Raw genomic sequence first — 24,089 nt, forward strand, 5'->3', positions numbered from 1 at the left:
TCGGCCGATGGCAGGCCCCGCTCGAACCCCCGCGATAGTGTGACCCTGGTGTGACCTTTGGTCGCGCAGGATGCGCGGGGCGGCGCGATGGCGTAACGCGCTCCCCTCCCCGAAAGGAAAGGGAGATGATACAGCCTAGCGCTTCTCGCCCATGGTTGAGCCCGCGGCCGCCTGCGCTACATAGGGCGGCATGAACACCCCACCGATCCACGAACTCACCGATCGCGCGCGCGATGTGTTCCGGATCGTGGTCGAATCCTACCTCGACAGCGGCGCTCCGGTCGGCTCGCGCACTATCTCCAAGATTTCGGGCCTCAATCTCTCGCCCGCGTCGATCCGCAACGTGATGCAGGACCTGGAGGAGCTGGGCCTGCTCGCCGCGCCGCACACCAGCGCGGGCCGCATGCCCACCGACGTCGGCCTCAGGCTGTTCGTCGACGGCATGATGCACGCGATGGAACCCTCCGCCGAGGAGCGCGCCGCGATCGAGGCGCGCGCCGGGCAGACCGGCCCGGTCGAAGAGGCGCTGGCGGGCACCACCGCGGCACTCTCCGGCCTCTCGGCCTGCGCCGGGCTGGTGCTGGTCCCCAAGGACGATCCGGTGCTGCGCCAGTTCGGCTTCGTGCCCTTGAACCACGATCGCGCGCTCGCGGTGCTGGTCGGCGAGGACGGCTCGGTCCAGAACCGCGTCGTCCACATCCCCGGCGGGATCGACCCGCTCTCGCTCCAGCAGGCCAGCAACTACATGAGCGCGATGCTCGGCGGGCTCACCCTCGCCCAGGCGCGCGCGCGAATCGAGCGCGACCTCACCCAGCAGCGCGCCGAGCTCGACGCCGCCGCCGCCGCGCTGGTCGAGCGCGGATTGGCGGTGTGGAGCGAGGACGGCGACCGCCGTCCTGTGCTGATCGTGCGCGGCCAGGCGCGGCTGATCGACACCAATGCCACCGAGGACCTCGACCGCGTCCGCCAGCTCCTCGACGAGCTCGAGGGCAAGGAAGAGATCGCCCGGCTGCTGGACAGCGCGCGCGAAGGCGAGGCCACGCGAATCTTCATCGGATCGGAGAACAAGCTCTTCGCGTTGTCCGGCTCGTCGGTGATCGCAAAGCCGGTGCGCGCGTTGGACGGGCGCGTGGTCGGCGTGGTGGGCGTGATCGGCCCCACGCGGTTGAACTATGCCCGCGTCGTGCCCATGGTGGATTTCACGGCGGCGACGCTGGCCCGGTTGCTGGCCTGAGCCGCGCAGGAACGAACAGGAAATTATGTCGAACGAAGCGAACAGGAACGAAGCTGTGGACGTGAACGAAGCCGAGGCCGATCTGCGGCATGAGACCGCCGAAGGCGCGCCCGAAGTGGCCGAGCACGACCGGCTGGCCGAGCTGGAGGCGCAGATCGCCGAGGCCAAGGCCGCGGTGCTCTATGCCCAGGCCGAGACGCAGAACGTCCGCCGCCGTGCCGAGAAGGAAGCCGCCGACGCGCGCACCTATGCCGCCACCGGCTTCGCGCGCGACATCCTCTCGGTCGCCGACAATCTCAGCCGTGCGCTCGCCGCGATTCCGGCCGAGCTGCGCGAGGACGAGAAGCTCAAGGGTCTGGTGACCGGGCTCGAGGCGACCGGCCGCGAGCTCGACTCGGTCTTCGCGCGCCACGGCATCTCGAAGATCGTCGCGACCGGCGAGGCGCTCGATCCCAATCGCCACCAGGCGATGATGGAGATCCCCACCGCCGACGCCGAGCCCGGCACGGTCGTGCAGGAAATCCAGACCGGCTACATGATCAAGGACCGCCTGCTCCGCCCGGCGCTAGTCGGCGTGGCGAAAAAGCCGGAGTGAGGAAAAAGCCCCTCCCCTTCAGGGGAGGGGCTTAGGAAAGCAAAAAAGCCGGGGCATCGCTGCCCCGGCTTTTCTTTTGTCGACCTGACCCGCTGGATCAGAAGCTCTGCCAGTCGTCGCTGCCGTTGCGCACCAGCGCCGGGATCGCGGCGGTGGGGAGCGGCTTGACCGGGCTGGCGTAGCTCGCGACCTGGATCGCGGCGGCCGGGGCGCGGCGCACTGCGGCCATTGCCGCGCCGGTGCGGAAGCGCGTGACTTCGCGTGCCAGCTGCTCGGCCTCGTTGGCGAGGTTGCGGACGGCCGCCGTGGTCTCCTCGACCATCGCGGCATTCTGCTGCGTCTCGCGGTCCATCGACGACACCGCCGAGGTGATCTCGCCGACCGCCGCCGCCTGGGCGCGGTTGTCGGTCGAGATGTCGCCCAGCAGGCCGTGGACCGTGCTCACGTCGGTGGCGATGTCGACCAGCGCATGGTCGACCTTCTGCACCGCTTCCACTGCGACGCTGATCTCGCTCTGCGTGACGGTCAGCTGCTCGCGGGCGCGCTTGGCCTCTTCCTCGGCGCGCATCGCGAGCGCCGAGACCAGGTCGGCGACGACGGCGAAGCCGCGGCCCGCCTCGCCGGCGCGGCCGGCTTCAACCGCCGCGTTCATCGCGAGAACGCGCGTCTGGAACGCGATCTTGTCGAGGCCCTCGATCACCGAGTCGATGCCCTTGGCGCTGTCCGACACGCGGACCATCGCCTGGACCGCGTCGTCGGCGACGCTGCGGCCCGAACCGACGACTTCCATTGCCTGGTCGGCACGCTGCACGGTGCGGCTCGCCGCGTCGGCCGTCGCCTTGAGGCGCTGGTCGATCTGGTTCACCGCGGCCGCGGTCTGCTCGAGGCTGGCGGCATTGCCCTCGGTCCGGCGCGCCAGGTCCTCGGAAGCCGTGGCGATCTCGCCGGTGCCGGTGCGGATCGCGTCGGCGCCCTCGGCGACCACGCGCAGCGCCGACTGGAGCGCCGCTGCGGCTTCGTTGAAGTCGGTCTTGAGCTTGGCGAAGGGGCCGGCGAGGTCGGCGGTGATGCGCGCCTCGAGGTCGCCCTCGGCCAGCGCGGCGAGGCCGGTGCCGATGCTGTCGACCAGCATCGTCGCCTGCTCTTCCTTCGCACGCTCGGCATCGGCGAGCTGGTCGCGGAAGGCCGAGGTGGCGCGGGCAAGCTGGCCCACTTCGTTCTCGGCATCGAGCGCCGGGATCGTCACGGCGCGGTCGCCGCGGCTCAGCCGCTCGATCACTTCGGTGATCGCAGTGAGCGGCTGCAGGCCGCCGATCGCCCAGCGGGTGACGGCGATGCCCAGGCCGATGCCGAGCACGCAGAGCAGGCCGATGATGATGCTGAACCAGCTGGTGGTGCTCGCCACCTGCTCGCCGATGTGCTTGTTCATCGCTTCCTGCAGGTCGATGAACTCGTTGATCTGCTTGAGCCACTGGACGAACATCGGCCGCGCCTCGCCGAGCAGCACGCGGCGCGCGCCCTCGATGTCGCCGGCGCGGCGCAGCTCGATCACGTGCTTGACCAGCGGCAGGGTCTTGGACTCGGTTTCCTTGATCGAGGCGATGATGCGCGTCTCGTCGGCAGTCGGCTTGGTGTCGGGCGCGAGCATCGCGTCGAGCGGGCCGGCCGAATCGGCATATTTGGCGGCGAGCTTGTCGATCGTGTCGGTCACGCCGTCGAGCTCCGCGTCGCTCACCAGCGTCACGTCGCGCACGCCGATGGCGCGGTCGTGGACGCTGCCGCGGAAGTTGATCGCATAGCGCTGCTTGACGCTGTTGATCGTGTTCATCTGGTCGAGGTTGCCCTTGACCGACTGGACGCGCTCGACGCTGACCAGCGCCAGGATCGCGAGCAGCCCGATGACGGCGCTGAAGCCGACGATCAGGCGCTTTCTAAGAGTCATGTGCTCGAACATGCGGAGCCTTTTTCCATCCATTCTGTGGCGACACACGCGGCGAACCGTCGCGTGACGGCCGGTGCAAGGGGCTGCCGGGAGTTCCCCTTTTCAACACCTTATAGAATGTGCAGTCGCCCCACCGGCGCAGCGCGCGAATTTAGCATCCCGCGCTATTAAGGATGATCAGGCTGCGTCCGCCGCGGTGCATGCTCGATCCACAGGATCACGACGCCCGCCGCCACCAGTGCGAGGTTGATCGCCCAGATCCCCGCCACTGCGCTCGGAAGCAGCAGCGCATGCCCCACGCCGGTCGCCACCAGCATGGCCCCCAGTGCGCTGCGCATCCGCCGGGGCACGATCGCGCCGGGCCGAACCAGCGACACCAGCGTCGCCGTCGCGAGCATGCCCCAGAAGATTGCAGGCAGCGGCAGCTCCGGCCCGATCGCCGCGCGCAGCCACAGCAGCACGACGTAGAGGATCGGCACGCCCCACACCGTCACGGCCCAGGCGGCCTCGAGCCGCGGGCTCGCCGCGCCTCGGCGGCGGCGCTTCTGCAGCCACAGCGACATGCCCGTGCCGGTCACCACGCAGAGTGCCAGCCCCAGCGCGACATAGGCGAGCTCCACCGCCAGCCCGCCATAGCTCCCGAAATGCAGCCCGTAGGTTGAAGCCGCGACCTGCTGCCCCACTGCCCCGTCGGAAAGCCCCGTCGTGCCGAGGAAGCGCCCCGCAGCGTCGAAGGCGTAGTTCTCTCCATAGATCAGCCTGCGCGCGTGGGTTCCGATGATCTGGACATGCTGGCCACGTGTGCCGGGATCGTGGAGGATCACATAGCTCGGCTCGACGCCCGGGAAGCGCTGCGCGAGCGTCGTGAGCGCGGCGGCGGCATCGGCGATCGGGGCAGGGCGCGGGTCGGGCTTGGCCTCCGCCCCGAAGATCACGCCATAGGTCGCGACGACGTCGCCACCCTTGTACGCCTTGGCGATCAGCGTGGCGCCGACGCTGCCGAGCCCGATGAAGGCGCCGGTGAGCGCAAGCGCGAGCGCGAAAGGCAGGGTCCAGACGCCTAGCCGGTTGTGCCAATCGGCCTGGGCGATCTGGCGGTTGCCGCGCGCGCGCAGGCGGAAGGCGTCGCGGAAGATGCGCGGATGGGCGACCACGCCGGTGATCGTCAGCGCCGCGAGCATCACCCCAAGCGCGCCGACCACGATCATCCCCAGCGTGATCGGCAGGTGCAGATAGATGTGCTGGTTGCTCAGGAACTCGGTCCAGGCATGCGCCTCGGGCGCGGCGATGCGCCCCCCGCGGTCGACATAGACGGCGCCGTGATCGGTAGTGACGACGGTGCGCGGCAGCCCCTCGGTCGGCATATGGACATAGAGATGCGTCGTCAGCGGCTTGCCGTTTTCGCTCGCCGCCACGGCTTCGATCGCGCGCTGGACCGCAGCCGGTGCGATCCCTCCGCTGTCGGCGACCTGCGGCTGCTCCCAGCGCTGCAGCCGCTCGTCGAGGACGATCAGCGTGCCCGAAAGCGCGATGATGTAGATCAGCGCGCCTGCGAGCAGGCCGATCGCGCCATGGCCCGATAGCGCGCGCTGGACCAGCGTCCGCGGGGCGGCGAGGGGTTCGTGCTTCATAGCGGCCACCAGAGGAGAAGGCCCGCGAGCGCGACGACGAGCGCGGGCAGGATCATGCGGAGCGGCCCCGCACGCGTGATCTGGACGGCGGCGAGCACCGTCCAGGCGATCGGCTGGAGCAAGAGCGCGAGCGTCAGCGTGTCGGCATCGCCCCAGCCCGCGCGCCGCGCCGCCGCCTGCGCGCCGAAGGCGAGCAGCTGCGCCGCCGCGAAGCCGAGCGGCACCACGAGCGCGAACACCGCGAGCCGCCGGCCGAGGTCGCTCGCCCGGAAGCGCCAGCCCGGCGCGTTCGCGGCTTCGGCGACGGTGCGCGCCCGCCCACCGGGAAGCACCAGCGCATTGTGCGCGAGCGGCACGCCGGCCGCGAGCATCGCGACCACCGTCGCGATCGCCATGCCCCATGCCCCGCCGGACGCGCCGAGCAGCACCGTGGCGCCGCCGAGCAGCGTCCAGCCGGCGGCGGTCAGCCAAGGCCGGCGGCTGCCCCAGGCGAGGCGCAGCACGCCAACCCCTGCCACCGATGCCGCCAGCCCAAGGGCGAGCTGCGGCTCCATCAAAAACGCCAGCCCAGCGTGGCGCTCACCGTCCGCGGCGGGCCGAAGAAGCCCTGTTCCCAATAGAGGCTGGTGATCGGCTTCGCGTCGGTCAGGTTGCGCAGGTTGGCGGTGAGCGACCAATGCTTGTCGATTTCGAAGCGCGCCATCAGGTCGACCAGCGCATATTGCTTCTGCTCGGTGATCACCGGCGTTCCCGCGATCACCAGCGGCTGCTCGCGCCAGATCCGGCTCTGGTATTGGACCGATGCGCCGAGCTTGAGCTGCGGCAGCGCGGGCGGCGCATAGGCGATGTTGAGCCGGCCGGTGTGGCGCGGCACATAGGTGCGCACCGCATCGCCCTCGGCATCCTTGATGCGCAGCAGCGTATAGCCGCCGCTCAGCTGCAGCCCGGGCAGGACCATGCCACCGACGTCCAGCTCCACGCCCTCTGCGGTGGCGTCGATGCCGCGATAGAGCGTCAGCCCGCTTCCGGTATCGAAGCCGACGCTTTCGGCGATGTTGCGCTGGTGCGCGCGGAAGATCGCCGCGCTCGCGTTGAGCTTGCCGCCCAGCCACTCGCCCTTCAGCCCCGCCTCAAGGTTGTTGCCCTCGGTCGGCGGCAGGACGCGCAGGGTCTCATCCACTTCGGTCTGTGGATTGAAGATGGTGGCGAAGCTCGCATAGGCACTGATCGACGGCGTCAGGTCGAAGGTCGCGCCGACGAAGGGGAGCCCGCGCGTCATCGAATATTCGCGCGGCGCGTCGTAGGATTGGCCTTCGCTGCGGATGTGGGTGATGTTGCCGCCCAGCATCACCTTGATCCCGTCGGCGGGATTGATGCGGAACAGGCCATAGGCCGTCTCGCGCTTCACGGTGAAATCGGCGCGCAGCTCGAAATCGGGGAAGTCGGGGCGAGGGAAGCTGCCGTCGAACGCGCTGTTGCCGGGCAGTGGCAGGCCGACCTGCGAATAATCGTACGAGGCATATTGCAGCGTGTCGCTGACGCCGTAATTGGCGCCGAGCACCAGCTCGTGGCTGCGCCCGAACAGCTCGAACGGGCCCGAGACATAGGCGTCGACGGTCAGTTCGCGCGTCGGCCCCCGGAAGGCGCCGGGATAGCTGAACAGCCCGTCGCCGGTGGTCGGGTCGGGATTGCCATAGACGTAGAAGAGTTCTTCGTCCTCGGTGATCACGCGGCGCAGCACGCTCAGCCTGGCGGTCCAGCCCTGGCCGAGGTCGTGCGTCAGGTCACCGAAGATCTGCTGGTCGCGAATGTCCCATTTGGACCATTCGGCCGAAGTGTTGGCCGATCGCGGCAAGTCGGTCGGGTTGCCCGCGCTGTCGTAGAGCGGCAGCGCGCCCCACATGCCGCCGTCGGTATTGTGCTGCTGATGCTGGTAGCCCAGGCTCAGCGTCGTGGCCGGGCCCAGGTCGGCCTCGACCACGCCGTAGCCGACCGTGCGCTCCGAATGATAGCGATCGAGGTAGCTGCTTTTGTCCTCATAGGCGCCGACGACGCGCGCGCGGATCGCGCCGTTGGCGGTCAGCGGCACGCTGACGTCGGCATCGCCGCGGATCTGGTCGAACGATCCGTAGAGCAGGCTCGCAGATGCGGCGAACTCGCGGCCGGGGCGCTTGCGCACCAGGTTGATCGTTGCCGAGGGATTGCCGGTCGAGGAGAGCAGGCCGTTCGCCCCGCGCAGCACTTCCACGCGGTCGAAGGTCGCGGTGTCGATCGATCCGTTCTGCAATCCATTCGCAAAAGGCAGCCCGATGCCGTCGATCTGGAAATTGGTGATGTCGAACCCTCGCGCCGAGAAATAGGTGCGGTCGGTCTCGGCCTGCTGGACGTTGATCCCGGTGGTGGTGGTCAGCAGCGTGTTGACGTCGCGCAGCGCGAAATCGTCGATCTGGGTGCGCGTGACGACGGTGACCGATTGCGGCGTCTCGCGTGGCGTGAGCGGCAGCCGCGTCGAGGTGCGGCTGGTGCCGATGGTATAGCTGTCGGTGCCTTCGCTCGCTTCGCCGCGCACGCCGGTGACGACGATCTCCTGGCGCTGCGGATCCTCCTCGGGGCCGGCCTCCGGACCGGAGATAGCGGCGAGAAGCAGAAGCGGAATCGAATGCATTGTGGACCTCCCTTTCGGAAAGCGCCCTTAGCCACCGACAGATGATAATGCAAACGATTCGCATTAGCGTGCGAACTTTGTTGCGAACGTTTATCAGTGCCTAGCCTTGTCGCATCCGCGGCCTTATCTCGGTGCCATGTCGTCGCGCTTCGATTCCGTTCCGCATCGCCGGCAGATCATCGATCGGCGCGCTGTGTCCGAGCGTCTGGCCGCGCTCGAGGCGTGCGACGCCGCGGCGCTGCGCCGGGCCGCGACGCTCGAGCTCAAGGCCGCACTCGACGCCGGACGCGCCGAGATCGCGCGACGCCTCGCCGAGCATCCCTCGCGCGGGCACGAGACCGCGGCGGCAGGCGCCTTCCTGATCGACCAGCTGCTCCGCCTGCTCTGGGATTTCACGATCGAGCGGCTCCATCCCAACCACAATCCCACTGCGGCCGAGCGGATGACGCTGATCGCGGTCGGCGGTTACGGCCGCGGCGAGATGGCGCCGCATTCGGACATCGACATCGGTTTTCTCACCCCCTGGAAAGTCACCAGCTGGTGCGAGCAGGTCATCGAATCGATGCTCTATTCGCTGTGGGACATGCAGCTGAAGGTCGGCCATTCGTCGCGCTCGCTCGACGAGACGGTGCGCCAGGCCAAGGCGGACGTGACCGTGTGCACCGCGCTGATCGAGGCGCGCTACATCTGGGGCGATACCGAGCTCTACGAAGAGGCCGCGGCGCGCTTCAAGGCCGAGGTGCAGGACGGCAATGCCCGCGGCTTCATCGCGCAGAAGCTCGCCGAGCGCGAGGTCCGGCACAAGCGGATGGGCGACAGCCGCTACGTCGTCGAGCCCAACGTCAAGGAAGGCAAGGGCGGTCTGCGCGATCTCCACACGCTCTTCTGGATCGGCAAGTTCGCCTATCACGTCCGCGAGCCCGCCGAGCTCGTCGCCGCGGGGCTGCTCACGGCGCAGGAATATCGCCAGTTCCGCCGCGCCGAGAATTTCCTTTGGGCGGTGCGCTGCCACCTCCATCTGATCACCGATCGCGCCGAGGACCGGCTGACCTTCGACGTCCAGCGCGAGATCGCCGAGCGGATGCGCTATGCCGATCGCCCGGGCATGTCGAAGGTCGAGCGCTTCATGCGCTTCTACTTCCTCCAGGCGAAGGTCGTCGGCGACCTGACCGGCGTGTTCCTAGCGCACCTAGACGAGAAATTCGCCGCCCGCGGCGCGCGCTTCGGGCTGCCGCGGCTGTTCCGCTCTCCGCGCAAGCTAAAGGGCTTCGTCCTTGAGCGCGGGCGGCTGGCACTGCCCCGCGACGACTTCTTCCGTGAGGATTCGGTCCGGCTGATCGAGATTTTCCAGCTCGCCGACCTGCACGGGCTCGAGGTCCATCCGCTCGCGATGCGCGCCGCCGCGCGCGACGCCAAGCTGGTGGATGACGTGCGCAACGATCCGCGCGCCAATGCGCTTTTCCTCGACGTGCTGTCCTCGCCGCGCACGCCCGAGATGGTGCTGCGCTGGATGAACGAGGCCGGCGTCTTCGGTCGCTTCGTCCCCGACTTCGGCCGCGTCGTCGCGCAGATGCAGTTCGACATGTATCATCACTATACGGTCGACGAGCATTCGATCCGCGCGATTGGCCTGCTGAGCGAGATCGAGAAGGGCACGCTCAAGGAAGACCATCCGCTCGCCACCGGCATCTTCCGCCAGATCGCCTCGCGGCGCGCGCTCTATGTCGCGGTGCTGCTCCACGATATCGCCAAGGGCCGCAAGGGCGACCATTCGATCCTCGGCGCCGAAGTCGCCGAGCGGCTCTGTCCGCGGCTGGGGCTCACCCCGGCCGAAACCGAGACGGTCGCCTGGCTGGTGCGCTGGCACCTGCTGATGTCCGCCACTGCCTTCAAGCGCGACCTGGCCGACTTCAAGACGATCCTCGACTTTGCCGGCCATGTGCAGAGCCCCGAGCGGCTGCGCATGCTGCTGGTGCTGACGATCGTCGACATCCGCGCGGTCGGTCCCGGCGTGTGGAACAGCTGGAAGCGCCAGCTCCTATCGGACCTGTTCGACGCCGCCGAGGAAGTGCTGCGCCTGGGCCACAAGCAGAAGGGCCGCACCGAGCGCATCGCCGCCAAGCAGGCCGCGTTGGCCGACGCGCTCGGCTGGGCCGAGCCGCGCCTGACGGTGCTGATGAAGCGACTGCCCGAAGCCTATTGGATCGCCGAACCGCTCGACGTGCTCGAGCGCAATGCACGGCAGATCGACGCCGCCGGCGATGCGCCGCTCTCGATCGAGGCGCAGGTCTATCCCGAGCGCGGTGCTACTCTGGTGACGGTCTATGCCTCTGACCATCCCGGGCTGTTCTATCGGATCGCCGGCGCGATCCATGTCGCCGGCGGCAACATCATCGACGCGCGCATCCACACGACGCGCGACGGGATGGCGCTCGACAATTTCCTCGTCCAGGACCCGCTCGGCCGCCCCTTCGACGAGGAGTCGCGGCTCAACCGGCTCAAGGAAGCGATCGCCGACGCGCTCACCAACCGCGCCAAGCTCTCCGAGCGGCTCAAGGCCCGCCCGGCGCCGCGCCCGCGTTCGGACGCCTTCGCGATCGAGCCCAATGTCTTCATCGACAACAGCGCCTCGAATCGCTTCACCGTGGTCGAGGTCAATGCGCGCGACCGGCCGGCGCTGCTCTACCATCTCGCCCACGCGCTCTTCCAGTCGAAGGTCACGATCCACTCGGCGCATGTCGCCACCTATGGCGAGCGCGCGGTGGACACCTTCTACCTGACCGATCTGATCGGTGATAAGATCGAGGGCGCCCCTCGGCTCAAGACGATCGAGCGCCGCCTGCTCGACGCCGCGGCCGGCGAGGTGAACACGGCCCAGGCGGCCTGAACGGGGGAAAGTATATGCCGGTGATCGGAATGGGAGGCTTCTTCTTCCGCGCGAAGGACCCGGAGGCGCTCAAGAGCTGGTACCGCGACACTCTCGGCGTGGGCGGCGGCTGCGGCACCGACGAGCAGGGCCAGTCGAGCGAATGGTTCTGGTATCCCGAGCCCGGTCCGATCGTGTTCGAGCCCTTCAAGGAATCGAGCGACTATTTCGCCGCGGACAAGCAGATCATGCTCAACCTGCGCGTCCGCGACCTCGACGGACTGCTCGAGCAGCTCAACGCGCTCGGCATCGCGATCATCACCAAGCCCGAATGGGATACGCCCGAAACCGGACGCTTCGCCCGCATCCACGATCCCGAAGGCAACCCGATCGAGCTGTGGGAACCGCCGGCCGCCTAGCGTTTCTGCCAGACCCGCACGTAATCGACTTCCATCCGCGCCGGGAAGGCCGCGTCGTCGATGCCCATCTGGCCGCCCCAGCCGCCCACCGCGACGTTCAGGATCAGATATTGCGGCGAGGCGAAGGGCCAGCTCGCAGGGTCGCCCTTGTGGTCGTTGTCGAAGCGCATGAAGGCATGGCCGTCCATGCCCACCAGGATGCGGTCTTCGTTCCAGTCGAGCTGATAGTTGTGGAAGGCATCACAGGCATCGGGCGCCTGCGTGTAGCTGCCCTTCTGCGTGTTGATCGTGTGGTTATAGGCCTTGGTGTGGACGGTGCCGTAGACGCGGCCCTGGTTCCAGCCGACATGCTCCATGATATCGATCTCGCCCATTGCGGGCCAGCCGGCCTTGCCGTCCTCGGCGAGCATCCAGATCGCCGGCCAGGTGCCTCGCCCGCAGGCGAGCTTGGCGCGAACCTCGACGAAGCCGTATTTCCACGAGGCGAGCCCCTGGGTCACGATCTTGCCCGAGGCATAGTCCTGCCCACCGAAATCGGGCTTGTCGGCCAGCCGCTCCTTGCGTGCCTCGATGACCAGCCTGCCGTTCTCGACGCGGACGTTCTCGCGCCGGTCGGCGGCGTAATATTGGAGTTCGTTGTTGTACCAGCCCTCTTTGTTGCGGCTGGTGTCGTAGCGCCACTTCTTCGAATCGGGCGCGCCCGGGCGATCGAACTCGTCGGACCAGACGAGTCGATAGTCCGAAGGCCGCGTCAGCGGCTCGTCGGCGCCGGCAGTGATCGGCGGGTTGTGGACGGTCTGCGCCGCCGCGGCGGCGGGCAGCAGGGCGGCGAGGGCCGCCACGGCGGACAGCCCTCGCGCGATCCTCATTTGGGCGCCAGCACCATCAGCATCTGGCGGCCTTCCATGCGCGGATAGCTCTCGACCTTGGCATCCTCGGCGCAATCTTCCTGGACGCGCTTGAGCAGGTTCATGCCGAGCTGGCCGTGCGAAAGCTCGCGGCCGCGGAAGCGCAGAGTGATCTTCACCTTGTCGCCTTCGCCGATGAACTTGTGAACAGCCTTCATCTTCGTATCATAATCATGATCGTCGATGTTCGGACGCATCTTGATCTCTTTGATCTCCTGCGTCTTCTGGCTCTTGCGGGCCTGGTTGGCCTTCTTCTGCGCCTCGTACTTGTACTTGCCGACGTCCAGGAACTTGGCGACGGGCGGATCGGCGTTGGGCGACACTTCGACCAGGTCGAGACCGACCTCGCGCGCCTGCTCCATTGCCTCGCGCGTGTACATCACGCCGAGATTCTCGCCGTCCTGGTCAATCACCCGGACCTTGGGCGACTGGATGAATTCGTTGAACCGCGGACCGTTCATCGGCGGTGGCGCCAGCGGGCGCCGGGACATGGGAGGACGTATAGGGATTGCTCCTGCTGTTTCGTTTCTTCGCTTCGTGCGCGCGTAAATAACGCAGGAAAGCGCATTCCGGTAGCCCACCGCGCACTGTCCCGCCGAAAATCCCGCGCACTGTGGCGCGAGCGTAACGCGGATATCGGGAGCGGAGGGGCGAGGCGCAAGCCTTAATCGGGGCCTGGGCATGAGAGGCGGTGCGGCGGCCGCCGTCAGGATCGTGTAAACGATGGCGGGAGCGGTGTGCCAGCCGACCTTGCCGGCGAGCTACTCGGTGGATCTCGCCAGGCTTACTGGCAGGTTTGTGGCTACGCAGCCGAAGCTGCCGACGGTGTAGGCTCCCCTCGCGCGAAGCGCGCCGCCGAGATCGGGATTGCAGCTCGCCGTGACCATAGGCGATCGTTGAAGAGGCAGCTTCTCGATCCGGGAAATGGTCATCCCGCGCGTACGCCACAGAAGTGCGTAATAGTCGAACTGCGGCTGGTAGTTCGTGACCCCGCCGCCTGCGAATCCAGGCTCGAGGACGGCCAAGCGGCCGACGCCACGCTCCCGAAGCGAGGTGAAAAGCGCACCATAGCCTGCCTGCGGGTAATAGGCGCGACCCAGGAGAAGGTCGTACCGCATGACTGCGGTACGCACGCCGATGTTGACTATCGCCACTGTGACAAGAGCCAGAGGCAGAATCAGCTTGCTCCAGGACGGACGCTGTAAAGCCGAATACCCCAGGAAGCGTGGGAGCCGCGCCTTCACGGTGAGCGCACAGGCAATTGCCAGCCACGGCAGCGCGGGCAGAATATATTGAATGAGCCGGGTGGCGGTGATGCTCACGACGGCCAGCTGCCCGAAGAAGCAGCAGAGTGCGAACACAAGGCCCTGCCGAGTCTGGCCTTTGGCGCCGGCCAATCCAAGCGGGGCAAGAAGGGCCAACGGCCCCGCGCTGAACAAGCCGTCTCGGAACAACAACTGGACATAATACCAAGGCGGACCGCCTTGTCGCACCAGCTTGTCCCGGAAACGGCCGGAAAAGTCATTGTGCCATACCGCTTCCAGATAGCCGGGCGCGAGCCGCTCGCGCGCCAGGTAGAAGGCGACCAGCGGCAGGAGCGCCAGCAGCAACAGCATAAAGTAGCGCGGCGTGGTATAGGCACGGTGCAACCTTCCCGACACGGCCAAATAGAGCGCCACACCGACTCCGGGCACCAGGCCGGCGGTCGTTTTGGTCATCGTTGCCCCCGCGACCAGCACGCCTGCCAAGAGCAGGTGCCGCATGCCGGGGCGACGCCGATGCACCGCGAAGTAGAAGACGGTGAGATAGGCCGTGGTGAAGAAACAAAGCAGCGCATCATAGTCCGCGGTGCGCGCGCCGTGCTCGCCGTAGAATCCGACGCTACCTGCGAGAAGCAGCGCCGCAAGAACCGCGGTCCAAGTCGAATGCGAAACCCGCCGAGTGAAGACGAAGACGATAGCGATCGTCGCCAGCGCGGCCAGCATCGCGGGAAACCGCAACGCGAGTTCGGACGGGCCGAAGACCGAGACGGAGGCGTTCATCAGCCAAATCATCAGCGGTGGCTTGGTATTCCAGTGATCCGGTTCGAAGCCATAGGTGGTCACCAGGCTCCAGCCGCGCTGGTGCATCTCAAGCGCGTTCACAGCCAGACGCGACTCGTCCCACAAAATGAGGGGCGGGACATGGCGATCCACAAACATGAACGCGGCGCATGCCAACACGAGCACGGCGCCCACCAGAATAGCCGTGCGGTCGTTTCGAGCAGATCCCCGGACAGCGTTTGGAACGATACCCGACAACGCAATCCCCTTTGCCGCATGCAGCGTCGGTATCTCGCGTATTAGGGCAAACGAATGATTAAGGATCCGCCGAATCCCCGCTCTTAAAGCGTATCGGTCGTTCCTAAGGGCAAGGGGCTCATCGCAGGTCGGGTGGAGTCGCTTCGATCTTCAGCTTGGCGATCGCCTCGTCCAGGCTCAGCATCTGCTGGCCTTGGCTGCCCAGCACGCGCAGCGCCACCGTGCCTTCGTCCGCCTCGCGCTTGCCGACGACGAGCAGGTTCGGGACCTTGGCGACCGAATGCTCGCGGACCTTGTAGTTGATCTTCTCGTTGCGCAGATCGCTCTCGACGCGGATGCCCGCCGCCTGCAGCTTCCTGGCCACTTCCTTGGCATAATCGTCGGCGTCCGAGACGATGGTCGCGACCACTGCCTGGGTCGGGGCGAGCCACACCGGCAGCTTGCCCGCGAAATGCTCGATCAAAATGCCGATGAACCGCTCGTACGAGCCGAAGATCGCGCGGTGGAGCATCACCGGGCGATGGCGCTCCCCGTCCTCGGCGACGTACGACGCGTCGAGCCGCTCGGGCAGCACCCGGTCCGACTGGATCGTGCCGACCTGCCAGGTCCGGCCGATCGCATCGGTCAAATGCCATTCGAGCTTGGGCGCGTAGAAAGCGCCTTCGCCCGGCAGCTCTTCCCAGCCATATTCCTCGGTGGCGAGCCCCGCGCGGACCACGGCGTCGCGCAGTTCGGTCTCGGCCTGGTCCCACATCTCCTCGGTGCCGAATCGCTTCTCGGGGCGCAGCGCCAGCTTGATCGAGTAGGTGAAGCCGAAGTCGCGATAGATGCGGTCGGCGAGGCGGCAGAAGGCCTGCACTTCCTCGACGATCTGGTCCTCGCGGCAAAAGATGTGCGCGTCGTCCTGGGTGAACTGGCGTACGCGCATCAGCCCGTGCAGTGCGCCGTGGGGCTCGTTGCGGTGGCAGCAACCATTCTCGTACAGGCGCAGCGGCAGGTCGCGGTACGATTTGATCCCCTGGCGGAAGATCAGCACGTGCGCCGGGCAGTTCATCGGCTTGAGCGCCATCCACTCAGCGGCGTCCGAGACGATCGGGCCCTCGTCCTCGACGTTCGGCACTTCGTCGGGGATGACGAACATGTTCTCGCGATACTTGCCCCAGTGGCCCGACTGCTCCCACTGGCGCGCGTCCATCACCTGCGGCGTCTTCACTTCCTGATAGCCCGCGGCGTCGATCGCGCGGCGCATATAGGCTTCGAGCTGGCGCCAGATGGTGAAACCGTGCGGGTGCCAGAAGACCGACCCGTGCGCCTCCTGCTGGAGATGGAACAGGTCCATCTCGGCGCCGAGCTTGCGGTGGTCGCGCTTGGCGGCTTCCTCGAGCCGGTGGAGATGCTCGTCGAGCTGCTTCTTGTTGAGCCAGCCGGTGCCGTAGATGCGCGAGAGCATCGCGTTCTTCTGGTCGCCGCGCCAATAGGCGCCCGAGACGCGCGTCAGCTTGAAGGCGTTGGGATCGACCTTGCCGGTCGAGGCCAAGTGCGGCCCGCGGCACATGTCGAGCCACGCGTCCTCGCCCTTGCCGGCGCGGTAGACGGTCAGCTCCTCGCCCTCGGGAAGCTCCTGCGCCCATTCGGCCTTGAAGGTCTCGCCCTGCTTCTGCCAGCGCTCGATCAGCTGCTGGCGCGTCCAGACCTCGCGGATCAGCGGCTCGTCCTTGGCGATGATCTTGCGCATCTCGGCCTCGATCGCCGGCAGGTCCTCCTCGGTGAAGGGCCGGTCCTTGGGCGCGAAGTCGTAATAGAAGCCGTCATCGGTCGCCGGACCGAAAGTGATCTGCGTGCCGGGGAAGAGGTTCTGCACCGCTTCGGCCAGGATGTGCGCATAGTCGTGGCGGACGAGCTCGAGCGCGTCCTTCTCGTCCTTCGCCGTGATCAGTGCGAGCTGCGCGTCGCCTTCGAGCGGACGCATGATGTCGCGCACTTCGCCGTCGACACGCGCCGCCATCGCCGCCTTGGCGAGCCCCGGACCGATCGCCGCGGCGATGTCCGCCGGGGTAGTCCCCGGGGCTACCTCGCGGACGGAACCGTCGGGCAGCGTAATGCGGAACATCTCGGACACGGGTTGGACTTTCGACAAAGGGTTGATTCCGGGAGCGCGGCTTATGCCTTCGCGGGTGCGATATAGGCAAGCACAGTCGCGATTGCCGCCTTATCGCCGGTGCCGGGGTTCCTTTTCGCCGCCCGCGCGCCCATATTGCTCCAATCGCTGGCACGTCACCCCGTAGGCGCCAACGGCTGAGAGACTCGCGTGCTCCCGCTTACATCTGCCGGAGCGCCGCATGACCCCGATATATCTGAATTCCCGCCGCCTGCCCTTCAGCCGCGTGGAGGGCTGAGGCTTGGCGAAGGAAGCATTGCTCACCCTCGACGGCCAGGTCGAGGAGCTGCTGCCCGACGGCCGCTTCCGCGTTCGTTTGGAGAACGACCATCGGATCATCGTCTATACCGCGGGCAAGATGCGCAAATTCCGCATCCGCACGCTCGTGGGCGATCGCGTCCAGGTCGAGATGTCGCCCTACGACATGGAGAAGGGGCGACTGGTCTATCGCGAGCGCGTGGGCGCCGGTCCGGGCGGGCCGCGGAGAGGAAACAGGCGATGAGCGACGAGCAGCCGGTCGAGACGACCCCCAGCGAGGCGCCCGCACGCGCGCCGCGCAAGCCCTTCCGCAACAAGTTCAGCACGCCGCGGCTCTCGCCCGACAGCGCCGAGCGCCAGGGCCGCATCACGATGCTCGCTTGGCGCATGCTCGGCGGGCGCGAGGCGGCGATCGAATTCCTCAACAATCATGACGACGCGCTCGGCGGGCGGCCGCTCGATCTCGCCGTCGCCAGCGCTGCCGGGTGCGAAGCCGTCGAGCAGGCGATCGCCGCCCGCGCGGCCACCGACGCGTCGCGCAGCTGACCCGCGCGCCGGGCATCGACGACGGGCTGGTGCGGGCGCATGCCACGCTGACTCGCGGCGCGCGCTTCCTCGGCGCAGGGCTTAGCGCGCAGGCAGGCGTGGCGCCGGCCGCGATCGGCGGACGCTATCGCGCGAAGGTGATCGGGAACGGGCTGCGCGAGCTCGATCGCTTCCTCAACGTGCTGATCGACGAGGCGTCGCTGCGCATCGGCCTCCCCGTGGTCGCCGGGCAACGCAACACCGCCAACAAGCTGCGCGCGTTCCGGGCTGCGGACGGCGCGGCATGCGCGACGGACGAGGTGCGGCTGCGCGCGCTGGGCCGGTCGCGCGACTGCCTGTTCCACTGCGGCGGCATCGTCACGCGCGCCGATGCGCGCGGCGGCACGCGGATGACGGCCGGCTGGGCGGGACCCTGCGCGCCGCTGCGAAGCTTCGCGATCGGCGAGGAATTGGTGCTGAGCGCAGGCGAGCTCGCCGGCGTCTGCGCCTTCTACGAATCGCTCGCCGCGGAGGTCGTCGCCAGCGCGGCGCGGTCGCTCACAGCACCCCGAACGGCACCACCCGGTTGAGCCGCACATGCCCCACCTCGGCTCGGCCGAGAAAGGGCACGCCCATGTCGCGGCACCAGCGCGTGACGATCTGCTCGTCGGTCTCGCCGAAATCCACGTCGTTGTCGGGCACGTCCGAGACCGCGCCCAGCCGGATGCCGGCGATCCCCTTGAGCTGGGTGGCGTGCGCGACCTGGAACATCATCCGGTCGATCCGGTAGAGCGCCTCGGACACTTCCTCGACGATCAGCACATGGTCGGTCAGGTCGGGCAGCCATTTGGTGCCGATCAGCGCGCTCAGGATCGACAGGTTGAACGCCACCGCCGGCCGCCCGTCGGCAAGGCTCGGCTCTAGCGCACGGCGGTCGCGGTCGATCAGCCAGCCCAGCGCCCAGCCCACATCCTCGCCGCTGTCGTTCATGCCCAGCCCGCTCGCCATCGACGCGTGGACCGGATGCCCGATCCGCCGCGCATAGAGCGCACCGAGCAGGAAGCCCATGTCCGAAAAGCCCATATAGGTCTTGGCGGAAGCGGCGGGCCCCAGCTTGGGGATCACCATGTCGAGGATGCGGTTAGATCCGTAGCCGCCGCGCGCGAACCAGATCGCGTCGAAGGCCGGATCGTTGGCGAATTCGAGGAAGGCTGCCGCGCGCACGTCGTCCGATCCCGCGAAATGCCCCTGGGTCATGAAGCATTGCGGATGGAAGACGATCTCGTGCTGGGGATAAGTCAGCGCCATGAAGGCGGCCATGCGCAGCGAGGATTCCTTGCTCACTGCCCGGCCCGGCGCCACGACTCCAATGCGCATCCATTCACCCCAATATCCGGCCAATATCCGGCTCAAGCCATGCGGATTGCCGGGCAATGCCTTGCCCCTCCCGCGGAATCCGCCGATAGCGCGCAGCGATGCACCACGGCAAACCTTACTTCTTCGTCGGCATAGGCGGATCGGGCATGATGCCGCTGGCCATGATCCTCGCCGGCCAGGGCGCCACCGTCGCCGGATCGGACCGCAGCCTCGACCAGGCCAAGCTCCCCGCCAAGTTCGATTACCTCAAGCGCCGCGGCATCGCGCTCTTCGCGCAGGACGGCAGCGGCGTCGTCTCGGGCGACCAGATCGTCGTCGCTTCGGCCGCGGTCGAGGCGAGCGTGCCCGACATCGTCGCAGCCGAGCGCGTCGGCGCGGAGCGCATGTCGCGCGCCGAGCTGCTCGCCACGCTGTTCAACGCCGCGCCGCTCTCGATCGGCGTCGCGGGCACCAGCGGCAAGTCGACCGTCACCGGCATGATCGGCTGGATCCTCCACGCCACCGGTCGCGACCCGACGGTGATGAACGGCGCGGTGATGAAGAATTTCGCCACCCCCGACGCCCCCTTCGCCAGCGCGCTGGTGGGCGAGAGCGGCGCCTTCGTCAGCGAAGTCGACGAGAGCGACGGCTCGATCGCGCTCTACCGGCCGGCGGTCGCGGTGCTCAACAACGTCAGCCTCGACCACAAGTCGATGGACGAGCTGCGCGACCTGTTCCGCACCTTCATCGCAAAGGCGGGCACCGCCGTGGTCAACCTCGACAATGGCGAGGGCGCCGCCCTGGCGATGACGCTGCCCGCCGATCGGCTGCTCACCTTCGCGATCGAAGGCGAGGCCGACCTCATCGCGCGCGACCTCAAGGAGCAGCGCTTCGGCATCGGCTTCGGCCTGGTCGAGAAGGGCGGGGCGCCGTTGCGCGTCAATCTCCAGGTGCCCGGCCGCCACAATGTCTCGAACGCGCTGGCGGCGATCGGCGCGGTCCGCGCCGCGGGCGTGCCGCTCGACGAGGCGGCGCGTGCGATCGAGGGTTTCGTCGGGCTCAAGCGCCGCTTCGAGCTGGTCGGCGAGGCCGGTAGCGTCGCCGTGATCGACGATTTCGGGCACAACCCCGACAAGATCGCCGCGACGCTCGACACGCTCCACGCCTTCCCGGGCCGGCTGCTGCTGCTCTTCCAGCCCCACGGCTATGGCCCGCTCAAGGTGATGCGGCGCGAGCTGGTGGCGATGTTCGCCGAGAAGCTCGGCGCCGACGATCTGCTGGTGCTCCCAGACCCCGTCTACCACGGCGGCACGGTGTCGCGTGAGGTCACCAGCGCCGACATCGTCGCCGACGTCGCCGCCACCGGACGCAGGGCGCTCCACATCCCCGAGCGCGCGGCAGCCGCGGCGCATCTGGTCGCGGAGGCGCGGCCCGGCGACCGCATTGTCGTGATGGGCGCGCGCGACGACACGCTGAGCTTGCTCGCCGCGGACATGGTGGGACAGCTAGGCCGCTGAACCGCCAGCGATTCAGCTGGACACAATTCCGCAACATGGCATCATCGCGCCTCCACCCTCCCGACCGGCGGAGGGAGACGGGAGGCGTCATGCGAGTCCTCCAGCTTTTCCAGTGCGTGCGTGGCAAGCATCACCGCAGTCGTCGGCTCGCCTGGAGCGACGGCACCACTTACCGTTCGTGGTGCGTCGGCTGCGGCAAGCCGCTGATCCGCAGCCACGGCGGCTGGCAGGCCGATCCCGATCCACCCCCACCTCCCGACGGCCACTCAAAGGCTGCGCACTAGCGTCGTTCGTCAAGCATGCCAACCACATTGGCAAGCGTGCTTGACATATCAGCGCCGAGATGTGTAAAGCGTCCTTGTCTGATTCGAAAGGGAGCTTTACATGGCCTTCTCTCCTGCCCAGCGGCGCTACAACCGTACCGTGCTGTTGCTCAGCGTCCTCTATGCCCTGCTGCTGTTCGGCGCGGTCTATCTCCTGTCGCGGCAGCTCGTCTCGGGCCCGCTCGCTTATGTCGTCGGCGTGCTGCCGGCGCTGCCAGTGACCGGCTTCTTTGTCGCGATGGGTCATTATCTGCTGATCGAGAGCGATGAATATCTGCGCGCGGTCCAGATCCGACAGCTGCTGATCGCCACCGGCGTGGCGCTCGCCGCCTCGACGATCTGGGGCTTCCTCGAGGGCTTCGAGCTGGTGCCGCACGTCGTCGCTTATGTCTGGCCGATCGTGTGGTTCGCGGGGCTCGGGCTCGGCGCGTGCGTCAACACCGCACTGGCGCGGAGGGCGGCGTAATGAACAATCGCCTCCGCGTGCTGCGCGCCGAGCGCGCCTGGAGCCAGCAGGACCTGGCCGAACGGCTCGAGGTGTCACGTCAGAGCGTGAACGCGATCGAGACCGGCCGCTACGATCCCTCGCTCCCGCTCGCCTTCAAGATCGCCGACGTCTTCGGCCTCGCGATCGAAGACATCTTCCAGAACCCCTCCAAGGGAGTCTCGCAATGATTGCTCGTTTGCTTCCCTTCGCCGACTGCCGCGGCAGCCGCCTCCGCTGGATCGCGATCGCCGTGGCGATCGCAGCCGCCTGCGCTTCCGCTACCGACGGCCGCGCCGCAGAGCGCCAGGCCTCGCCCGCGCAGGCCGCAGCCCCGATCCCCATGGACCATATCTCTGTCGAGCGCGTCGGCAGCGGCCCGGCGGTCATTCTGATCCCCGGCCTGTCGAGCCCGCGCGCAGTGTGGGAGACGGTCGTGCCCGAGCTCGCGCGCGCGCACAGCGTCTATCTGGTGCAGGTCAATGGCTTCGGCGGCGACGATCCCGGCGCCAATCTCGCGCCCGGCGTGCTTCCGGGCGTGGTGGAGGACCTCCACCGGCTCGTCGCCAGCGAGAAATTGAAGGGCGCCGTCGTGGTCGGCCATTCGATGGGCGGGCTCGCCGGGCTGATGCTCGCCAAGGCGCATCCGCAGGACGTCGGCCGGCTGATGGTGGTCGATGCGCTGCCCTGGGTGGGCACGATCTTCGCGCCGGGTGCGACGGTGGCGGCGATCGAGCCGATGGCCGCGACGATGCGCGACCGGATGGCTGCCGAGCATGGCAAGCCGCGCGACCCGGCCGCTGCCGCGCAGGTCGCGGCGACCCAGGCGGCCACGCCTGCGGCCCAGGCGCAGGTCGCCAAATGGATTCTCGCCGCCGATCCGCGCGTCTCGGCGCGCGCCTTCTACGAGGATGCGACCACCGATCTGCGTCCCGAAATGGCGGCGATCACGACGCCGATCACGCTCGTCTATCCGTGGAGCGCGCGGCTGCCGCGCGAGCGTGCCGAGGCCTTTTATCGCGGCGAATATGCCAAGGCGCCGCATGTCCGCTTCGTCGACGTCGGCGACAGCGGCCATTTCGTGATGCTCGACCAGCCCGCCGCCTTTGCCAGGGCACTCGCGGCCTTCCTCGCCGACTGAGCAAAAAAAGGGCCCGGGAACGACCCCGGGCCTAGTACCGCCTGCGTGCTGTTGCTCCGGCCTCAATAGGTGCCGGAGAAGCTCCGGTTGAGATTGTGCTCGCTCGACCAGTCCTGCCGCTCCTCGGCGCGCTTGGTCTCGCCCTGCTCGCCGAAGAAGGCGCCCGAGCGCTCCTCGTCGCGCCAATGCGCCTGCGCCTCGTCGGCGGTCTTGCGCAGCTTCACCTGGTCGTCGACCGAATCGATCCAGCGCGATGGGATCGAATGGTGATGGCCGCCTGCCTCGGGATCGCTCTTGGTGAGCAGGATCCGGTCGCCGCGGACCTTGTCGACGGTGCCGACATGGCTGCCGTCGGAGCCCACCACTTCCATATGCTCGCTCACCCGGCGCAGGCAGTCGCGCTGGCCCTGGCGCTCGGTGCGCCAGCTGCTGAACTCGTTGTGGAAGCGCTGTGCGTTCTCGCGGCGATATTCGTCATAGTCGCGGTCGAGCTCGGCGATCCGCTCGCTGCGCCAGCTGCGATAATGATCGTCGTGCGGCGACGTGTCGCGCCGGCGCTCGGAGCGCGCCATGCGGTCGTCGTAGCGCTGGTCCATCTCGCGGCGGCGCTCGGCCTCCTCGTCGCCGAACCACGAGCGGACCTCGTCGCCGGCGCGCTCGAGGAAGCCGCGGTCGTCGTCCTGGCCGGCGCGCTCGCCCTGGCCGCGCGTTCCGCCGGCGGCTGCGCCATAGCCGGCATAGCCGCGCATGCGCTCGCCCCAGCCGCGGTCGCTGCCGCGCTGATAGCGGTCGCGGTCCCAGGCGCCGCGGTCATAGTCGCGCGCGCCATAATCCTGCGCGCCATAGTCGCTGCGCCCGCGCCACGAATCGTCGCGATAGCTGGGCGTGCTGCGGCCCTGGTCCTGGCGTTCGCGGCCGTAGCCGAGCTCGCCCGCGGCGGCATAGTCGCGCGCGTTCGAGTAGCTATAGTCGCGGCCCGAGCCGTAATCCCGCGTATAGTCGGGGCTGGGGGTGCTGCGCTCATAGTCGCGCGCGCCCCAGCGGTCGTTACGGTCGTCCATCATCCTCTCTCCTGATCTGCGTTCCTGATGGCGCACGCGCGAGGGCGCGGCGCCTCGCGGGATCAGCGAGCGAGGCCGGGGCGGAGTTCCGAAATTCGTCGCATTTGCGGCACTTCCGGCGATGTAGGCGACGCCGCACAAGCCAGTTGCATCGTGCATCGGCTGGGGCTAATGGGTGCGCCTCCCGGGGCCACCCGGGGACCGGCGGCGGGGCTGTAGCTCAGATGGGAGAGCGCTGCAATCGCACTGCAGAGGTCAGGGGTTCGATTCCCCTCAGCTCCACCAGCCGCCATTGATTTTATCCCATTTTTTCGAATTTTCGGGTCCGGCCATAAGATCGGCTGCGGCTAACGCGCCGCGTCGGCCCGATCGTCCACAGCAATCTGTCCGGGCGCGATGGACAGGCCTCCAGGCAGCTGGGTAACGCACCGGTATGCCGATCATTGCCACGATCATGAACTCGACCACCGGCCAGCCGATCCAGAAGATGTCGTTCGGGCGCATGCCCAAGCCCTGGGCATCCTTCAACCTGGAGACGGGTGAATTGGTCAAGGCCGACCGCGTGGAGGTGGGCAAGCCCGCACCGGGAAAGGTGGTGGTGCCGGTATCGGTCTGGGTCACGCCGAAGGGATGATTCAGCGGGCGGCCGCCGCGTTTCAGCCCCGTCGGCCGTTCCGCTGCGGATTTGAGGTGCGGTGCTCGAACT

At 67.8% G+C, this 24,089-nt stretch carries 23 protein-coding genes and 1 tRNA gene; 14 read left to right on the forward strand and 10 right to left on the reverse strand.

Features of this window, described 5'->3' with window-relative positions; genetic code table 11:
• The first annotated feature begins 190 nt into the window (after positions 1-190).
• Positions 191-1,234 (forward strand): heat-inducible transcriptional repressor HrcA, encoded by a 1,044-nt coding sequence (gene hrcA, locus J7500_RS16580; protein ID WP_294063089.1) that lies wholly within the window; start codon positions 191-193, stop codon positions 1,232-1,234.
• Positions 1,235-1,259: 25 nt separating this feature from the next.
• The gene (gene grpE, locus J7500_RS16585; RefSeq protein WP_294063090.1) at positions 1,260-1,829 is read left to right on the forward strand and encodes a nucleotide exchange factor GrpE; all 570 of its coding nucleotides are present in this window, start codon (positions 1,260-1,262) and stop codon (positions 1,827-1,829) included.
• A gap of 97 nt (positions 1,830-1,926) precedes the next feature.
• Here grpE and J7500_RS16590 read toward each other — a convergent pair whose 3' ends face one another.
• The 4 genes from J7500_RS16590 to J7500_RS16605 all read right to left on the reverse strand — a co-directional run bounded on the left by J7500_RS16590 (position 1,927) and on the right by J7500_RS16605 (position 8,067).
• The gene (locus J7500_RS16590; protein WP_294063091.1) at positions 1,927-3,771 is read right to left on the reverse strand and encodes a methyl-accepting chemotaxis protein; all 1,845 of its coding nucleotides are present in this window, start codon (positions 3,769-3,771) and stop codon (positions 1,927-1,929) included.
• 167 nt (positions 3,772-3,938) lie between these two features.
• Positions 3,939-5,402: a PepSY domain-containing protein gene (locus J7500_RS16595; RefSeq protein WP_294063092.1), complete on the reverse strand. Its 1,464-nt coding sequence runs from the start codon at positions 5,400-5,402 to the stop codon at positions 3,939-3,941.
• A complete protein-coding gene (locus J7500_RS16600) occupies positions 5,399-5,956 on the reverse strand; it encodes a hypothetical protein (protein ID WP_294063093.1) in 558 nt (185 codons plus the stop codon). Before J7500_RS16600 ends, J7500_RS16595 begins: the two co-directional genes overlap by 4 nt.
• Positions 5,956-8,067 (reverse strand): TonB-dependent siderophore receptor, encoded by a 2,112-nt coding sequence (locus tag J7500_RS16605; RefSeq protein WP_294063094.1) that lies wholly within the window; start codon positions 8,065-8,067, stop codon positions 5,956-5,958. Before J7500_RS16605 ends, J7500_RS16600 begins: the two co-directional genes overlap by 1 nt.
• Positions 8,068-8,203: 136 nt before the next feature.
• On the opposite strand from J7500_RS16605, the gene J7500_RS16610 reads away from it, so the two are divergent.
• Positions 8,204-10,954: a [protein-PII] uridylyltransferase gene (locus J7500_RS16610; protein WP_294063095.1), complete on the forward strand. Its 2,751-nt coding sequence runs from the start codon at positions 8,204-8,206 to the stop codon at positions 10,952-10,954.
• Between the two features lie 14 nt (positions 10,955-10,968).
• Positions 10,969-11,352 (forward strand): VOC family protein, encoded by a 384-nt coding sequence (locus tag J7500_RS16615; RefSeq protein WP_294063097.1) that lies wholly within the window; start codon positions 10,969-10,971, stop codon positions 11,350-11,352.
• On the opposite strand, the gene J7500_RS16620 is transcribed toward J7500_RS16615, so the two are convergent.
• From J7500_RS16620 to thrS, 4 genes are all read right to left on the reverse strand, one after another.
• Positions 11,349-12,221, reverse strand: coding sequence for a glycoside hydrolase family 16 protein (locus tag J7500_RS16620; RefSeq protein ID WP_294063099.1), 873 nt, complete (start codon positions 12,219-12,221; stop codon positions 11,349-11,351). The genes J7500_RS16615 and J7500_RS16620 overlap by 4 nt on opposite strands.
• On the reverse strand, positions 12,218-12,751 hold the full coding sequence (gene infC / locus J7500_RS16625; protein WP_294063100.1) for a translation initiation factor IF-3: 534 nt from the start codon (positions 12,749-12,751) through the stop codon (positions 12,218-12,220). Before infC ends, J7500_RS16620 begins: the two co-directional genes overlap by 4 nt.
• A 270-nt stretch (positions 12,752-13,021) precedes the next feature.
• Entirely contained in the window at positions 13,022-14,560 is a 1,539-nt protein-coding gene (locus J7500_RS16630; RefSeq protein ID WP_294063101.1) for a glycosyltransferase family 39 protein, read from the reverse strand.
• 118 nt (positions 14,561-14,678) lie between these two features.
• Positions 14,679-16,670 (reverse strand): threonine--tRNA ligase, encoded by a 1,992-nt coding sequence (thrS, locus tag J7500_RS16635; protein ID WP_294063325.1) that lies wholly within the window; start codon positions 16,668-16,670, stop codon positions 14,679-14,681.
• Positions 16,671-16,959: 289 nt separating this feature from the next.
• On the opposite strand from thrS, the gene infA reads away from it, so the two are divergent.
• The 3 genes from infA to J7500_RS16650 are packed head-to-tail and all read left to right on the forward strand — an operon-like array spanning position 16,960 to position 18,091.
• Entirely contained in the window at positions 16,960-17,220 is a 261-nt protein-coding gene (infA, locus tag J7500_RS16640; RefSeq protein ID WP_294063102.1) for a translation initiation factor IF-1, read from the forward strand.
• The gene (locus tag J7500_RS16645) at positions 17,217-17,522 is read left to right on the forward strand and encodes an antitoxin Xre/MbcA/ParS toxin-binding domain-containing protein (protein ID WP_294063103.1); all 306 of its coding nucleotides are present in this window, start codon (positions 17,217-17,219) and stop codon (positions 17,520-17,522) included. The genes infA and J7500_RS16645 overlap by 4 nt, the downstream gene beginning before the upstream one ends.
• The gene (locus tag J7500_RS16650) at positions 17,462-18,091 is read left to right on the forward strand and encodes a hypothetical protein (RefSeq protein ID WP_294063104.1); all 630 of its coding nucleotides are present in this window, start codon (positions 17,462-17,464) and stop codon (positions 18,089-18,091) included. Before J7500_RS16645 ends, J7500_RS16650 begins: the two co-directional genes overlap by 61 nt.
• Here the strand turns inward: J7500_RS16650 and J7500_RS16655 are convergent.
• Positions 18,060-18,878 carry an LD-carboxypeptidase gene (locus J7500_RS16655; RefSeq protein ID WP_294063106.1) on the reverse strand — a complete coding sequence of 273 codons (819 nt, stop codon included), beginning with the start codon at positions 18,876-18,878 and terminating at the stop codon, positions 18,060-18,062. The genes J7500_RS16650 and J7500_RS16655 overlap by 32 nt on opposite strands.
• 98 nt (positions 18,879-18,976) lie before the next feature.
• Between J7500_RS16655 and murC the strand changes: the two genes are divergently transcribed.
• The 5 genes from murC to J7500_RS16680 all read left to right on the forward strand — a co-directional run bounded on the left by murC (position 18,977) and on the right by J7500_RS16680 (position 22,322).
• Entirely contained in the window at positions 18,977-20,374 is a 1,398-nt protein-coding gene (gene murC / locus J7500_RS16660; RefSeq protein ID WP_294063107.1) for a Mur ligase family protein, read from the forward strand.
• Between the two features lie 89 nt (positions 20,375-20,463).
• Positions 20,464-20,658, forward strand: coding sequence for a hypothetical protein (locus tag J7500_RS16665; RefSeq protein ID WP_294063108.1), 195 nt, complete (start codon positions 20,464-20,466; stop codon positions 20,656-20,658).
• 100 nt (positions 20,659-20,758) lie between these two features.
• Positions 20,759-21,163, forward strand: coding sequence for a hypothetical protein (locus J7500_RS16670; RefSeq protein WP_294063109.1), 405 nt, complete (start codon positions 20,759-20,761; stop codon positions 21,161-21,163).
• Positions 21,163-21,372 (forward strand): helix-turn-helix transcriptional regulator, encoded by a 210-nt coding sequence (locus J7500_RS16675; RefSeq protein ID WP_294063110.1) that lies wholly within the window; start codon positions 21,163-21,165, stop codon positions 21,370-21,372. The genes J7500_RS16670 and J7500_RS16675 overlap by 1 nt, the downstream gene beginning before the upstream one ends.
• A complete protein-coding gene (locus J7500_RS16680) occupies positions 21,369-22,322 on the forward strand; it encodes an alpha/beta hydrolase (protein WP_294063111.1) in 954 nt (317 codons plus the stop codon). Before J7500_RS16675 ends, J7500_RS16680 begins: the two co-directional genes overlap by 4 nt.
• 62 nt (positions 22,323-22,384) lie before the next feature.
• Here J7500_RS16680 and J7500_RS16685 read toward each other — a convergent pair whose 3' ends face one another.
• Positions 22,385-23,386: a DUF2171 domain-containing protein gene (locus tag J7500_RS16685; protein WP_367112990.1), complete on the reverse strand. Its 1,002-nt coding sequence runs from the start codon at positions 23,384-23,386 to the stop codon at positions 22,385-22,387.
• Positions 23,387-23,592: 206 nt separating this feature from the next.
• On the opposite strand from J7500_RS16685, the gene J7500_RS16690 reads away from it, so the two are divergent.
• Both J7500_RS16690 and J7500_RS16695 read left to right on the forward strand, forming a co-directional pair.
• Positions 23,593-23,668, forward strand: a tRNA-Ala gene (locus J7500_RS16690).
• A gap of 148 nt (positions 23,669-23,816) precedes the next feature.
• Complete coding sequence (locus J7500_RS16695) at positions 23,817-24,017, forward strand: hypothetical protein (RefSeq protein ID WP_294063112.1); 201 nt, start codon at positions 23,817-23,819, stop codon at positions 24,015-24,017.
• Positions 24,018-24,089: the final 72 nt, after the last annotated feature.

The organism is Sphingomonas sp. (assembly GCF_017744835.1).
Lineage (GTDB): Bacteria > Pseudomonadota > Alphaproteobacteria > Sphingomonadales > Sphingomonadaceae > Sphingomonas.

Bases quoted from the DNA above. Each gene is read 5' to 3' on its own strand.
- J7500_RS16675 (WP_294063110.1), top strand. From the start codon at position 21,163: ATGAACAATCGCCTCCGCGTGCTGCGCGCCGAGCGCGCCTGGAGCCAG.
- J7500_RS16590 (WP_294063091.1), bottom strand. From the start codon at position 3,771: ATGACTCTTAGAAAGCGCCTGATCGTCGGCTTCAGCGCCGTCATCGGG.
- J7500_RS16620 (WP_294063099.1), bottom strand. From the start codon at position 12,221: ATGAGGATCGCGCGAGGGCTGTCCGCCGTGGCGGCCCTCGCCGCCCTG.
- J7500_RS16610 (WP_294063095.1), top strand. From the start codon at position 8,204: ATGTCGTCGCGCTTCGATTCCGTTCCGCATCGCCGGCAGATCATCGAT.
- J7500_RS16670 (WP_294063109.1), top strand. From the start codon at position 20,759: ATGGCCTTCTCTCCTGCCCAGCGGCGCTACAACCGTACCGTGCTGTTG.
- J7500_RS16655 (WP_294063106.1), bottom strand. From the start codon at position 18,878: ATGCGCATTGGAGTCGTGGCGCCGGGCCGGGCAGTGAGCAAGGAATCC.
- J7500_RS16600 (WP_294063093.1), bottom strand. From the start codon at position 5,956: ATGGAGCCGCAGCTCGCCCTTGGGCTGGCGGCATCGGTGGCAGGGGTT.
- grpE (WP_294063090.1), top strand. From the start codon at position 1,260: ATGTCGAACGAAGCGAACAGGAACGAAGCTGTGGACGTGAACGAAGCC.
- J7500_RS16595 (WP_294063092.1), bottom strand. From the start codon at position 5,402: ATGAAGCACGAACCCCTCGCCGCCCCGCGGACGCTGGTCCAGCGCGCG.
- thrS (WP_294063325.1), bottom strand. From the start codon at position 16,670: ATGTTCCGCATTACGCTGCCCGACGGTTCCGTCCGCGAGGTAGCCCCG.
- J7500_RS16605 (WP_294063094.1), bottom strand. From the start codon at position 8,067: ATGCATTCGATTCCGCTTCTGCTTCTCGCCGCTATCTCCGGTCCGGAG.
- murC (WP_294063107.1), top strand. From the start codon at position 18,977: ATGCACCACGGCAAACCTTACTTCTTCGTCGGCATAGGCGGATCGGGC.
- J7500_RS16665 (WP_294063108.1), top strand. From the start codon at position 20,464: ATGCGAGTCCTCCAGCTTTTCCAGTGCGTGCGTGGCAAGCATCACCGC.
- J7500_RS16695 (WP_294063112.1), top strand. From the start codon at position 23,817: ATGCCGATCATTGCCACGATCATGAACTCGACCACCGGCCAGCCGATC.
- J7500_RS16680 (WP_294063111.1), top strand. From the start codon at position 21,369: ATGATTGCTCGTTTGCTTCCCTTCGCCGACTGCCGCGGCAGCCGCCTC.
- J7500_RS16645 (WP_294063103.1), top strand. From the start codon at position 17,217: ATGAGCGACGAGCAGCCGGTCGAGACGACCCCCAGCGAGGCGCCCGCA.
- J7500_RS16615 (WP_294063097.1), top strand. From the start codon at position 10,969: ATGCCGGTGATCGGAATGGGAGGCTTCTTCTTCCGCGCGAAGGACCCG.
- hrcA (WP_294063089.1), top strand. From the start codon at position 191: ATGAACACCCCACCGATCCACGAACTCACCGATCGCGCGCGCGATGTG.
- J7500_RS16685 (WP_367112990.1), bottom strand. From the start codon at position 23,386: ATGATGGACGACCGTAACGACCGCTGGGGCGCGCGCGACTATGAGCGC.
- infC (WP_294063100.1), bottom strand. From the start codon at position 12,751: ATGTCCCGGCGCCCGCTGGCGCCACCGCCGATGAACGGTCCGCGGTTC.